The sequence below is a fragment of the Saccharothrix sabaoui genome, assembly GCF_051756985.1.
In the GTDB taxonomy this organism is placed as follows: Bacteria; Actinomycetota; Actinomycetes; order Mycobacteriales; family Pseudonocardiaceae; genus Actinosynnema.
The window spans coordinates 1-13547 of sequence record NZ_JBPKJK010000208.1 but is presented as its reverse complement, the minus strand read 5'-3'; the positions used below and the strand labels follow the sequence as shown (position 1 = coordinate 13547).

Here is a 13547-nt window from a genome sequence, read left to right as displayed (position 1 = left end):
ACCTGGCGTTGTAGCTGGTGGCCGTGGTCGGGGCGGTGATGTTGTGCGTCTGCGCACCGCCGTCCGACCAGTCGCGGAAGCGCCAGCCGAGGCCCAGGGGGCCGGACTGGGGGCTGGGCGCGCCGATCGAGTTGTTCGAGCCCGCGATGACCGTGCGGGTGAACGGCGTGGCCTGGGCCGTGCCGCCCACGCTCAGCTGGAGGCCGCTCGGGCTGGACGTGAACGTGAGGTTCACCGTCCGCGGGTCCAGCTTGGTCGTGGTGCTCTTGGTGCGGCCCGAGGAGTCGGTCGCGGTCAGGGTCAGGTCCAGGTAGGACGGGTACTCGTGGTCGGGGGCGGTGAACGAGCCCGACGCCGTGCCGGTCCAGGTCTGCACCACGTGCTCGTGGCACGACCCGGTCGAGGCGCAGTGCTGGATGCTCAGCTTCCAGCTCAGCGCGGACGCGGGCAGGGTGCCGTCCTGGACGTCGGTGGCGTGGCCGGTGAACGGGACGTTCTGGCCCACCACCCAGTTCAGCGGCGCGGTCGGCGTGTCGATCACCGGCACCGGGTCCTGGGCGACCGGGGTGCCGACGGTGACCGTGACCGTCGTGGTGCCGGACGCGCCGAGCTGGTCGGACACGCGCAGGCCCGCGGTGACGGTCGCCGCCGAGGTGTAGGTGCGCGTCGGCGTGGCCGAGGTGGAGTCGTCGTACTGGCCGTCGCCGTCCAGGTCCCACGCGTAGCTCAGCGTGTCGCCGACGTCCGGGTCGGTGGAGCCGGTGCCGCTGAACTGCACGGCCAGCGGGGCCGGGCCGGACTGCGGGGTCGCGGTCGCCACGGCGGTCGGCGCGCGGTTGCCGGTCGGGTAGCTGACGCGGCGCAGCTGGCCCGCGCCGAGCGCGATGTAGAACAGGTCGCCGCCGGGGCCGGTGGTGATCTGCACGGGCACGTTCACTCCGGTCACGAACGGCACCAGCTTGGCCGGGTCGGGCTGGCCGGCCGTGGTCTGCATCGCCCAGATGCAGCCGCGGGAGCTGTCGGCGAAGAACAGCGCGCCGTCGTAGGCGGCCGGGTAGTTGCTGGTCGACTCGAACGCGATGCCGGAGACGGACGACCCGCCGGTCGGGCACGGGTCGGACGCGACGACCTTCGCCGAGTGGTTGTAGGCGTAGTACGGCGCGGTCTGGCCGGCGCCGGTGTAGAGCGACTCGCACAGGTCGAGGTTCGCGCCGTCGTAGCCGCCCTGGCGGGCGCCGCCCTCGTAGCACGGCCAGCCGAAGTTCTCCGCCGACGCGTCGTTCACGTCGGTGATCCGGTTGACCTCCTCCCACGTGTTCCAGCCGACGTCGCCGGCCCACAGCTCGTCGGTGCCGGGGCGGAAGGCGAACCGGAACTGGTTGCGCAGGCCGTGCGCGATGACGCGCTTGGCGTTGGCGTCTGCGGCGGCCGCGAACGGGTTGCCGGGCAGGCCCGCGCCGGTGTCGGGGTCGATGCGGACGATGGTGCCGTCCAGGCTCACCGGCTCGCCCGCCGGGCGGCGGACCGACTGGGAGCGCAGCGCGCCGCCGCGGGCGGTCGGGGAGGTCAGGTTGGTGCCCGCCGCGCCCGGCGGGTCGGCGCACGGGTTGCCGACCTGGCCGTAGTCGGCGAAGTTGAAGCTCGCGCCGTCACCGCCGCCGACGTAGAGGCCGCCGTCGGGGCCGAACGCGACGGTGCCGATCGAGTGGCTCGGGTACTGCTGGCACCAGTCGGTGACCAGCGGCGTCTCCGCGGTGGCCGTGCCGCCGGGGCCCATCGTCAGCTTGGAGACCCGGCCGGTGACCACGCAGCCCTGGTCGGTGGCCCCGGGCGGGGTGGGGCACTGGTCGCCCCAGCGCGGGTGCGTGCCGCCGGGCACCGCGTCGTAGGCGTAGGCGACGTAGACGAACGGGCGGGTCGGGAACTGCGGGTCCACGGCCAGGCCGAGCAGGCCGCGGTCCCAGAAGTCCTGGGTTTGCGGGCGCAGGTCGGCGAACGTGGTCGCGGTGGTGTCGGCGAGCGAGTCGAAGACCTTGACCAGGCCGCTCTTCTCGGCGATGAACACCTTGCCGTCGGGCGCGAAGGACACGGCGGTCGGCGAGGTGAGGCCGCCGATGGCGAGGGTGTCGGTGAAACCGGTCGGCACGGCGGCGGCCGCGACGGGCTGGACGGCCACCACGCCGGCCGCGACCACCAGGGTCGCGGCCGCCACGGCGGTCGTGCGTCTTGAACGTGAGGTGAGGCGTCTGCGGCGGAGTAAACGCATGGTGAGATGTGTTCCTTTCGTGCCACTTTTGGGTGAGCACGAAAGGGTGACATGGCGTTTCTCTGTCACGCTCTGTTTTGAACGAGCGGGTTCGGCCTACCGGCCGGTCTCACCCGCGCGGGGGAGTGGCAACCCCTCAAAAGTGGGTTTACCACTCGGGCATCGGTGTCGGGACCGTTATAGGGGTCGTTCCGCGGCGCGGTCCCCGACGCGGGTCAGCAGGTACCCGGCCAGCGCCGCCAGCGGGAACATCACCACGCCGTACACCGCCGCCGGCACCGCGAGCCGCTCGCTGCCCAGCACCGTCACGGCCACCGTGATCGCCAGCGTGCTGTTGTGGACGCCGACCTCGAACGCCGACGCGACCGCCTGCCGCCGGCCGACCCGCGCCCACCGCGGCACGAGGTACCCGGCCGCCAGGCTGCACGCGCAGAACAGGACCGCCACCACGCCGACGTCGGCCAGGTAGTCCCCGACGTTCTCCCGCTCGGCCACGATCGTGCCGACGATCACCGCGAGCAGCACCGCGGCGGAGAAGATCCGCACGGGCTTGTCCGCCCGGTCCGCGAACGCCGCCGACCACCGCCGCACCAGCATGCCCAGCACCACGGGCACCAGCACGATCGCGAAGACCTGCGCGACCTTGCCGAACTCCAGGCCCACCGCGCCGCCGCCCGCGGGCTCGAACCAGGACAGCGCGAAGTTCACCACCAGCGGCAGCGTGACCACGGCCAGCACCGAGTTCACCGCCGTCAGGGTGATGTTGAGCGCCACGTCGCCGCGGAACAGGTGGCTGAACAGGTTCGCCGTCGTCCCGCCCGGCGACGCGGCGAGCAGCATCATGCCGACCGCGAGCAGCGGGTCCAGCCCCAGGGCCGTGACCAGTCCGAAGCACACCAGCGGCAGCAGCACCAGCTGCGTCGCCAGCGCCACCGCCACCGCCCGCGGCTCCCGCGCGACCCGCGCGAAGTCGCCCACCGCCAGCGACAGGCCGAGCCCGAACATGACCACGGCCAGCGCGGCCGGGAGGCCGATGCCCGTCAGTGCCGAACCCATGGGGGATCACCTGCGTCTCTTCGTCGGAACGGCGTGAAGAGGCGCATCCTCCCCCGGGACCGGGCGGACCGGGAGGGGTTCGGCCGTACTCAGTACGCCATGAACAGGATCTCGTCGCGCGAGTAGTCGTGGCCCGGGTGGTTCTCCTTGAGGTGCTGCTGGGTCTTGGTGACCATGTCGTCCTCGTCCTCGCCGGTGATGTGCACGCCGCACGGGCAGGTGATGTTGCGCTTCATCGCGTCCTCCGCTGGGCTGATCGCCGTGGATGATCTCCGGTCCGACTCTACTGGGGGTGGCCCGCCCGGCGCCCGGGTTCCCGCCGGCGGTCCTACCGCTTGCGCGCCACCAGCAGCGACTGCCCCGGCGAACTCTCCAGGGGGTGCGCGGAGGGCGCGTCGAAGCCCGTGGCGGCCAGCCAGCCGGCGATGGCGTCGGCCGAGTAGACCTGGCCGCCCTGGCCGTGGAACAGGTTGAGGCTGAACACGCGGGCGAACGCGTCGGACGCCGGGTCGTCCACGTGCTCGTCGTGCTCCAGCAGCACGACCGCGCCGCCCGGCGCGAGCGCGTCCGCGACCCGGGCCAGCAGCCGTTCGTTGGCCTCCGCCGTGCGGCCGTGCACGACGTTGAACAGCAGCACCGTGTCGAAGCCCGACCCCAGGTCCAGCTCGTCGTAGTCGCCCGGCCGCAGCGCGACGCGGTCCGCCAGGCCCGCCTCCGCCACCGCCGCCGCGCCGACCGCCAGCGCGTCCGGCAGGTCGACGACGGTCGCCCGCAGCGACGGGTGGGCCGCGCACAGCCGGATCGCGTGCTTGGCGTGGCCGCCGCCCACGTCCAGCAGCGTCGCGCCCACCGGCACGGTCGACGCCACCTCCGGCGCGATGTGGTCGGCGTGCCCGGACAGCATCCCCTGGAACCGCCGCAGCACGTCGGGCCGCTCGGCGAGCCAGGCGTAGAAGTCCAGGGCGGGCTCGCCGGTGCGGACCGACCCCTCCAGGTCGAGCCAGGAGTCGAACAGCACGACCGACCAGAACTTCTGCACGTCGGCGTACCCGGCGCCGGTCAGCCACGACGTGGTCGCCGGGGCGTTGGCGAGGCCGTCGCCCTCCCGGACCAGGTAGCCGAACGACACCAGCAGGTCGCCCAGCAGCGCGGTGCCGCGCGGGTCGGTGCCGAGCGCGCCGGCCAGCGCCGGGACCGACCGGGGGCCGTCGGCGAGGGCGTCGAACACGCCCAGCCGCAGGCCCGCCGTGAGCGCCCGGTAGCCGGCGGTGGCGAGCATGTCGTGGAACGACGGCGGGCCGTCGTCCGGGGGCAGGTGCAGGGGCACGGTCAGGACCTCTCGGGCATGACCCCCGCCGAGGCGAGGTAGTCGACGTGGCGGGCGATCATCTCGGCGTCGGCGGGCGGGAACTCGACGCCGCACGAGCGGGCGGCGTCCCAGGTCGCCGTGCAGTCGAACACCGGGTGCGCCCGGTGCGTGGTGGTCAGGCCGAACGCCAGCGGGCCGAACGCGCTGTCCGGGCTCTCCAGCATCAGCGACCGCCACTGCGGGTACTCCAGCACCCGGTTCGGGTAGCCCTTGGCGGCCAGCACGCCGCCCAGGTCGGCGTAGGTGAAGCCGTCGGCCCGGTAGTAGTGGAAGTCGCGGCCGTGCAGCTCCGGGTTCGTCGAGATGCCCGCGATGGCCGCGGCCAGCCGGTCCACCGGCAGCATGTCGATCACGTCGTTCGTCCGCGGCACGGCGCGGGCGTGCGCGCACGTCGAGATCTGGCGGCTCAGGTACGACTCGGTCTTGGCCGTGCCGGTGCGCACGTCGCCCACGATCGCCGCGATCCGGTGGATGGACACCGGCAGGCCGCGGTCGCGCGCGAGCACGCCCATCATGTCGGCCACCCACTTGGTGGTGTGGTAGCCGGTGTCCAGGCCGGTCGGGTCCTCGGGCCGGTCGGACTCGGTGACCCGCTGCCGGTCGTAGGTCGCGCCGAGGAACACGCCCAGCGTGGACATCAGGTGCAGCGGCTTGGTCGAGTAGCGCGTGGCCAGCCGCAGCACGTCGACGGTGCTGCCCACGTGCGGCGGCATCATCCAGCGGTAGGTGAGGACGAAGTTCATCACCGCGCCGTTGTGGTAGACGGCGTCCACGCTCTCGGCGAGCCGGTCGAAGTCCTTCTCGGGCAGGCCGAGCAGCGGCCGGGACATGTCGCCCACGACGGGCACCACGCGGGCCAGCTGCTCCTCGGGCACGTCGAGGTGCGCGCGGCGCAGGTTGGCGCGGATGCGCGCGGCGGCCACGGTCGGCGTCTCGGCCCGCACCAGGCAGTGCACCTCGGCGTCGGTGCGGGTCAGCAGCTCGCCGAGCAGGTGCGCGCCGAGGAACCCGGTGGCGCCGGTCAGCAGCACGCGCTCGGCGGGGCCGGTGCGCACCGGGTGGTGCGGCGCGACGTCGTCCGGCGGGACGGCGTCGAGCCGCATCTCCGGCACGCTCGGCAGGCCCGACCGGTACTCCTTCGCGAACGTGTGGTCGGACGCGGCGGCCTGCTCCACCACCTCGGCCAGCTCGGCGAGGTCGGCGGTGGCGAACAGGGCGCGCAGCGGCACCGTGACGCCCAGCAGGGCGCGCACCTTCGCCAGCACGGCGGCGGCGATCAGCGAGTGCCCGCCCAGGCCGAAGAAGCTGTCGCGGCGGCCGACGAGCGGCGCGTCGAGCACCTCCGACCAGATCTCGGCCAGGGTCCGCTCCACCGGCGTGCGCGGCGGTTCGTACGGCGCGGTGCGCGCGGACGCGTCCGGGTCGGGCAGCGCGGCCGGGTCGACCTTGCCGTGCCGGGTGAGCGGCAGCGCGTCCAGCTCGACCCGGGCGCCGGGCAGCATCGCCTCGGGCAGGCGCTCGGCGCAGAACGCGCGCAGCTCGTCCAGCCCGGGCGCGGTGCCGCCGGCGCGCGGCACGACGTAGGCGACCAGCACGTCGCCGCGCACCGCCGCGGCCGCCTCGGCGACGTCCGGGTGCGCCAGCAGCGCCGCCCGCACCTCGCCGGGCTCGATGCGGTGGCCGCGCAGCTTGACCTGGTCGTCCACCCGGCCCAGGAACTCCAGCGCCCCGTCGGGCAGCAGCCGCACCAGGTCGCCGGTGCGGTACGCGCGACCGCCCGGGACGACCGGGTCCGGCAGGTACGCCGACGCGGTGCGCGCCGGGTCGCCCCGGTAGCCGCGGGCGGGTGCGAGGCCGCCGACGTGCAGCTCGCCGGGCACGCCGACCGGCACCGGGCGCAGCGCGCCGTCCAGCACGTACGCCCGCACACCGGGCAGCGGCCTGCCGATGGGCAGGGTCGCGGCGCGCGGGTCCACCTCGGAGGCGTCGACCGTGCGGTGGGTGGTGGCGCACACCGTGGTCTCGGTGGGACCGTAGTGGTTGACCACCTCCACCTTCCCGCCGGTGAGCGCGGCCCACTCGGCGACCGTCGCGGTCGGCACGGCCTCGCCGCCGATCATCACGGTGGTCAGCGGGCCGGGGTCCACGCCCTGCCCGGACAGGCCCGCGAGGTCCGCGACCCACCGCTTGAACAGCGCGGCGGGCGCGTCGACCGCGGTGATCCCGTGCTCGGCGCACAGCGCGAGCAGGTCCGCGCCGCCCACCGTCGCCGGTTCCGGGTGCACGACGACGGCCGAGCCGGAGCACCAGGCGGGGAACACGTCGCCCACCGAGGCGTCGAAGCTCAGCGGCGGCACCATCAGGACGCGCTGACCGGGCGCGAACCCGTGCAGGTCGACGAACGCGCCGGTCAGGTTGGCCAGCGTGTCGTGCTGCACCTGCACGCCCTTGGGCACGCCGGTCGAGCCGGAGGTGTAGACGACGTAGGCCAGCGCCCCCTCGGCGGTCGCCACGACCGGGGGCGCGTCGTCCTCGCCGGTGAACGCCTCGTCGGCGGTGTCCAGCAGCGCGCCCCGGTACCCGCCGAAGCGGTCCCGGTCGCCGGGCGCGGTGACCACGACGGGCGCGGCGCAGTCGGCGAGCAGCGCGGCGAGCCGGGCGGGCGGGTTCGCCGGGTCCAGCGGCACGTACGCGCCGCCCGCCTTGAGCACGGCCAGCAGCGCGACCAGCGCGTCCGGACCGGCCTTCACGGCCAGGCCGACGGGCGTCTCCGGGCCCACGCCCCACTCGGCGAGCAGGCGCGCGACCCGGTTGGCGCGCCGGTCGAGCTGTCGGAACGTGAGCGACGCGCCGTCGGCGAGGTCCAGCACGGCGGTGGCGCCGGGGTGGGCGGCGACCTGCTCGGCGATCCGGGCGAGCACGTGCGGGTGCCGGACCGGCTCGGCGCGGTTCAGCGCCGCCGCGGCCTCCCGGTCGGCCGCCGTGCTCGTGTCCAGCCCGGACAGCCGCGCGGTCGGGTCCGCGACCAGGGCGGCGAGCACGGCCAGCAGGTGGTCGGCCATCCGCGCCACGGTGTCCGCGTCGAACAGGTCCGTGCTGTAGTCGAGGTTCGCGGGCCAGTCGCCGTCGGTCTCGCGCACGTGCAGGGTCAGGTCGAAGCGGCTGGTCGCCCGGTCCGCGGGCAGCGGCGCGGCGCCGAGGCCGCCCCACTCGCCGGAGCCGCCGCCCCGGTTGAGCACGAGCATCACCTGGAACAGCGGGTGGTGCGCGAGGTCGCGGCGCGGCGCCACGCGGGCGGCCACCTCGTCGAAGCCGACCGCGGCGTGGTCGAGCGCGTCGACGGCGGTGGCCCGCGCCCGGCCGAGCAGGTCGACCGCGGTCGGGTCGCCGGACAGGTCCAGGCGCAGCGCGGTCGTGGTGACGAACATGCCGACCGAGCGCTCCAGCTCGGGGAACGGCCGGTGCGTGGTCGGCGAGCCGATCACCAGGTCGTCGGCGCCCGAGCGCCGGGCCAGCAGCACGCCGAACGCGGCCAGCAGACCGGCGAACGTCGTGCAGCCGTGCGCGCGGGTCAGCCCGGTGAGGCCGTCGGCCAGCGCGCGCGGGACGGTGAACCGGTGGCTCGCGCCCGCGACCGTGCGGTGCGGGGTGCGCGGCCGGTCCAGCGCCAGGTCGAGCACCTCGGGCGCGCCGGCCAGGCGGTCGGCCCAGTGGTCGAGCTGCCGCTGCCGCTCGCCGTCGGCGAGCCGGTCGGCCTGCCAGTGCGCGTAGTCGGGGAACTGCGCGCCCGCGGGCGGCAGCCCGCGGCCCGCGTAGACCTCGCCGATCTCGTCCGCGACCACGCCGAGCGACACGTCGTCGCACACGACGTGGTGCGCGCTGAACACCAGGGCGGTGTCACCGGCGGCGACCCGCGCGACCCGCGCCCGGAACAGGGGGGCGGTGCCCAGGTCGAACGGCGCGTCCACCTCGGAGAGCACGAACGCGCGCAGCGCCTCCTCGTCGGCGACCTCGACGACCACCACGTCCTCGGCCACCTCGTCGAGGACCTGCTGCTCGGGCACGCCGTCGGTGTCGACGACGCGGGTGCGCAACGCCTCGTGCCGCGCCATCACGGCGCGCACGGCGGCGCGCAGGCGCTCCTCGTCCACGTCGCCGGCGACGCGCAGCGCGGCGTACATGACGTACGCGCCCGCGTCGAGGCCGAGCCGCCCGGTCAGCCAGAGGCCGCGCTGGTCGCCGGTCAGCGGCACGACGGCCCCCTCGGGGCGCCGGGGCACGGCCGGGCGCGGCGCGGTGGCGAGACCGCGCTGCGCGAGCAGCTTCTCCAGCAGGAGTTCGCGGTGGTCGGGCAGTTCGGTCACGGCGCAGTCCTTTCGGGCGACGGCGACGGCTCCCCGTCGGCCACCGCGTCGGGCAGGTCGTCCACGGCGCGCAGCCGCGGGAGGGACCAGGCGTAGGCGGTCAGGGCGAGCATCAGCACGCCGACGACCAGGAAGATCAAGGCGATGCCGCGGCCCTCGCCGGTGCCGATGACGGCGCCCAGGCTCGACGCGAGCGCGCCGTCCGGGGCCATCAGCGGTTCGGCGACGCCGTCGGTGAGCGGCCCGACCAGCAGGAACGCGATGGGCATGGCGGCGGTGCCCAGCACCCGCACGACGCCCAGCACGCGGCCGAGGACGGCCGGGTCGACCTTCGTCTGGACCAGGGTGACGCAGGCGGTGTTCATCAGCGGCAGGGTGAACAGGAACGCGGGCGCGGCGAGGCCGATCAGCCACGGCGAGGGCGCCAGGGAGTGCAGCACCAGGAACACCCCGCCCAGGCCGAGGCCCAGGTAGACGCCGTGCACGCGGCGCTTCGGCCCGCCCCACGCGCCCATCACCAGGCCGCCGACGAACAACCCGCTGCCGCCCGCCGCCATCAGCACGCCCAGCGTGGCGGGCGAGGAGAACGACAGGATCAGCGGCTGCACCAGCCCGCCCGCGACGGCGAACAGGAAGTTCCACGCGCCGAACACGGTGACCAGCGCGAACAGCCCGGGTGCGCCGCGCAGCCAGGCGAGGCCCGCCCGGACGCCCCGCTCGCCGCCGGCGGACGCGCCCGCCGGGCGCACCGCTTCCCCGGGCAGCCGGGCGAGCAGCAGCGCGGTCACCGCGAACGCCATCGTCACCACGTCCACCACCAGCACGCCGCGCAGCCCCACGAAGGCCAGCAGCGCGCCCGCGACCAGCGGCGCGGCGATCTGCACGCCCTGGGTGACCTGCACCAGGCCGTTCACCCGGCCCAGGTGCTCCTTGGGCACCAGGGCGGGCACGAGCGCGGTGTAGGCGATGACGTGGAACGAGTTCAGCGTCGCGGTCAGCGCCGTCGCCACGTACACCTGCCACACGGCCAGACCGCCGGCGGACACGGCGAGCAGCAGCGCCACCGTCACCAGGCCCGCGCCCGAGTCGGCGACCAGCATGATCCGCTTGCGGTCGTACCGGTCGGCGACCGCGCCCGCGTAGGGCGCGAGCAGGATGCCCGGCACCACCGCGCAGAACTGGATCAGCACGAACTGCGTCACCGAGCCGGTGCCCTGGTAGACCCACACGCCGAGCACGAACGCGGTCAGCGCGGAGCCGATCACGGACACCAGCTGCCCGGCCCACACCACGGCGAACCGCCGCAACCCCGGGTGCACCCCTGGTGAACTCATCCGGTCCCCTCCCCGAGCATCGCCTCGACCTCCTCGGCGGACAGGCCGGCCAGCTGCACGCGCAGCTCCGCGACCGCGGCCACCCGACCCGGCGGGTCGTCCAGGGACGCCAGCGCGGCGGCCATCCCGGCGACGGTCGGCGCGGCGAACACCCGGCCGATCGGCACCGCCACCGAGAACGCGCCCTGCACGCGGGTCAGCACCTTCGCCGCGAGCAGCGAGTGCCCGCCGAGCGCGAAGAAGTCGTCGTGCACCCCCACCTCGGCCACGCCGAGCACCTCGGCCCACAGCCCCGCCAGCACCTGCTCCACGGCGTCGCGCGGCGCGACCCGCCCGCCCCCGGCGGCCCACACCGGCGGCGGTAGGGCCTTGCGGTCGGTCTTGCCGTTGGGCGTGAGCGGGAACGCGTCCAGCAGCACGGCGGTCGCGGGCAGCATGTAGTCCGGCAGCCGCTCGGCGAGCCGGGCGCGCACCCGCGCCCACAGCCCGTCGCCCGGGTCGTCCACCACCAGGTAGGCGACCAGGCGTTCGTCGACGGGCAGCACCACCGCCTCGCGCACCCCGTCGCAGGCCACCAGCGCGGCCTCGACCTCGCCCAGCTCGATGCGGAAGCCCCGCACCTTCACCTGGTGGTCGACGCGGCCCAGGAACTCCAGCGTGCCGTCCCCGCGGTGCCGCACCAGGTCGCCGGTGGCGTACAGCCGCCGCCCCGGCTCGCGGGAGAACGGGTCGGGCACGAACCGGGACGCGGTCAGCGCCGGCCGGTCGTGGTAGCCGCGCGCCACGCCGGACCCGCCGACGTGCAGCTCGCCCACCACGCCCGGCGGCACCGGCTCCAGCGCCGGCCCCAGCACGTACAGCCGGGTGTTGCCGATCGGCGGGCCCAGCACGACGGGCGCGGGGGAGTCCTCGACCAGCCCGGCCGACGACCACACGGTGGTCTCGGTGGGGCCGTAGGCGTTCCACAGCAGGGCGTCGTCGGACAGCAGGTCGTCGGCCAGGTCGCGGGGCAGCGCCTCGCCGCCGCAGACCCGGGTCACTACGCCCGCCGGCACGCCGCCCGCCGCGTGCAGCAGCCGCCACGTCGCCGGGGTGGCCTGGAGCGCGGTCACCTCGCGCTCCACCAGCAGCGCGCGCAGGGCGTTGCCGTCGGCGGCGGTCTCCGCCGGCACCACCAGCACCTCGGCGCCCGCGGTGAGCGGCAGCAGCAGCTCCAGCACGGAGATGTCGAACGACAGCGTCGTCACCGCCGCGAGCCGGTCCCCCGGGCCGAGCGCGAACAGCTGCTGGAACGACACCAGCAGGTTGACCACCGCCCGGTGCGGCACCTCCACGCCCTTCGGCGTGCCGGTCGAACCGGACGTGTAGATGACGTACGCGAGGTCCTCGCCGGTCGCCGGGGACGCGGGCGCGGGGGTGCCGGTCGGCGCGGCGGGGAACGCGTCGGCGTCGGCGAGCCCCAGCACCGCCCCGTCCCAGCCGGCGAACGCCCGGTCGGTGAGCAGCACGGACGCGCCGGAGTCGGCGAGCATCAGCGCGAGCCGGTCGGCCGGCCAGCCCGGGTCCAGCGGCACGTACGCCGCGCCCGCCTTCCACACCCCGAGCACGGCGGCCACCAGGTCGGGCGTGCGCGGCAGGCACAGCGCCACCGCCGAGCCGGGGCCCGCGCCGTGCGCCCGCAGCAGCCCGGCGACCTGTTCGGAGCGCGCGGCCAGCTCGTCGTAGGTGAGCGGACCGCCCACCCCGGACACCGCGGTGCCCCGGCCGGTGACCAGGTCGAGCGCGGTGGCGGCGGGCGGCAGCGGCAGGTCGGTGGCGTTGTGCCCCTCCAGCACCTGCCAGCGCTGCACGCCGGTCAGCCCGTCCAGCTCGCCGATCCGCCGGTCGGGGTGCTCCGCGGCGGCGGTGAGCAGCGCGATCAGCCGGTCGGTGAACTCGGCGACGGTGTCCTCGTCGAACAGGTCGCTGTTGTACTCCACGCCCAGCGCCAGCCGGTCGCCCTGCCGGTCGGCGGCCACGGTCAGGTCGAACTTCGACACCTTCGGGTCGGGCACCAGCGGCGAGACCTCCAGGCCGGTCATCGCGAGCACCATCGCGGGGGTGTTGGTGAAGATCAGCTGCGCCTGGTGGAGCGGCGCGTGGCCGGTGCTGCGCTGCGGGCTCAGGTGCTCCACGAGCCGCTCGAACGGCAGCTCGGCGTGCGCCAGCCCGTCCACCACCGACTTGCGCACCCGGGCCAGCAGCTCGCTGAACGTCGGGTCGCCGCCGACGTCCACCCGCAGCGGGAGCGTGTTGACGAAGAACCCGACCAGGCCCTCCAGGTCGGGGTGCGACCGGCCGGCGACCGGCGTGCCCACGACCACGTCGTCCTGCCCGGCCAGCCGGCCGAGCCGGGCCGCGAACGCCGCCAGCAGCACCATGAACGTGGTCACGCCGTGCTCCCGCGCCACCCCCTCCAGCGCGGCCAGCGGACCGGCCGGGAGGTAGCCGTAGCGCAGCGCGCCCCGGTAGGACACCACGGCGGGCCGCGGCCGGTCGGTGGGCAGCGTCAGCAGCTCGGGCGCGCCGTCGAGGTGCCGCGCCCAGTAGTCCAGGTGCTCGGCGACCAGGTCGTCGCCCATCCGGTCGCGCTGCCACACCGCGTAGTCCGGGTACTGGAGCGTCAGCGGCGGCAGCTCCGGCGCGCGGCCGGCCAGGGCCGCGTCGTAGGCCGTGCCCAGCTCGCCCAGCAGCACCGACAGCGACCACGCGTCCGAGCAGATGTGGTGCAGGTTCAGCACCAGCACGTGGTCGTCGTCGGCGAACCGGCCGAGGCTCACCCGGAACACCGGGCCGCGGTGCAGGTCGAAGCCGACGCCGCCGCGCTCGTCGGCGAACCGCTGCGCCTCGGCGTCCCGGTCGCCGTCGGGCAGGTCGTGGCCCGGGAGGTCGTGCTCGGTGACGGTCGCCGTGCCGGTCGGCGCGACCAGCTGCACGGGTTCGCCGCCCGAGTCGGGGAACGTGGTGCGCAGCGCGGCGTGCCGCTCCACCAGCACGTCCAGCGCCCGCCGCAGCGCGGCCCGGTCCAGCGCGCCGCGCAGCCGCAGCGCGACCGGCACGTTGTAGACCGCGCTGCCGGGCGCGAAGCGGTCCAGGAACCACAGCCGCTGCTGCCCGAA

Annotated in this window: 7 protein-coding genes; all 7 read right to left on the bottom strand. The window is 75.3% G+C overall.

The annotated features are described in order from the left end of the window. A partial coding sequence (locus tag ACR807_RS37570; protein ID WP_438926278.1) for a PQQ-dependent sugar dehydrogenase occupies nt 1–2212 on the bottom strand: 2212 nt, incomplete at its 3' end. Between the two features lie 231 nt (nt 2213–2443). Further along, the gene (locus ACR807_RS37565) at nt 2444–3322 is read right to left on the bottom strand and encodes a bile acid:sodium symporter family protein (protein WP_438926277.1); all 879 of its coding nucleotides are present in this window, start codon (nt 3320–3322) and stop codon (nt 2444–2446) included. An 89-nt stretch (nt 3323–3411) separates the two neighbouring features. Continuing rightward, nucleotides 3412–3558 carry a DUF1059 domain-containing protein gene (locus ACR807_RS37560; protein WP_438926276.1) on the bottom strand — a complete coding sequence of 49 codons (147 nt, stop codon included), beginning with the start codon at nt 3556–3558 and terminating at the stop codon, nt 3412–3414. Nucleotides 3559–3650: 92 nt separating this feature from the next. After that, a complete protein-coding gene (locus ACR807_RS37555) occupies nt 3651–4649 on the bottom strand; it encodes a methyltransferase (protein ID WP_438926275.1) in 999 nt (332 codons plus the stop codon). A 2-nt stretch (nt 4650–4651) separates the two neighbouring features. After that, nucleotides 4652–9055: a non-ribosomal peptide synthetase gene (locus ACR807_RS37550; RefSeq protein WP_438926274.1), complete on the bottom strand. Its 4404-nt coding sequence runs from the start codon at nt 9053–9055 to the stop codon at nt 4652–4654. Further along, on the bottom strand, nt 9052–10389 hold the full coding sequence (locus ACR807_RS37545) for an MFS transporter (protein ID WP_438926273.1): 1338 nt from the start codon (nt 10387–10389) through the stop codon (nt 9052–9054). The genes ACR807_RS37550 and ACR807_RS37545 overlap by 4 nt, the downstream gene beginning before the upstream one ends. Further along, the coding region (locus ACR807_RS37540; RefSeq protein WP_438926272.1) for a non-ribosomal peptide synthetase at nt 10386–13547 on the bottom strand (3162 nt) is incomplete at its 5' end. The genes ACR807_RS37545 and ACR807_RS37540, both read right to left, overlap by 4 nt.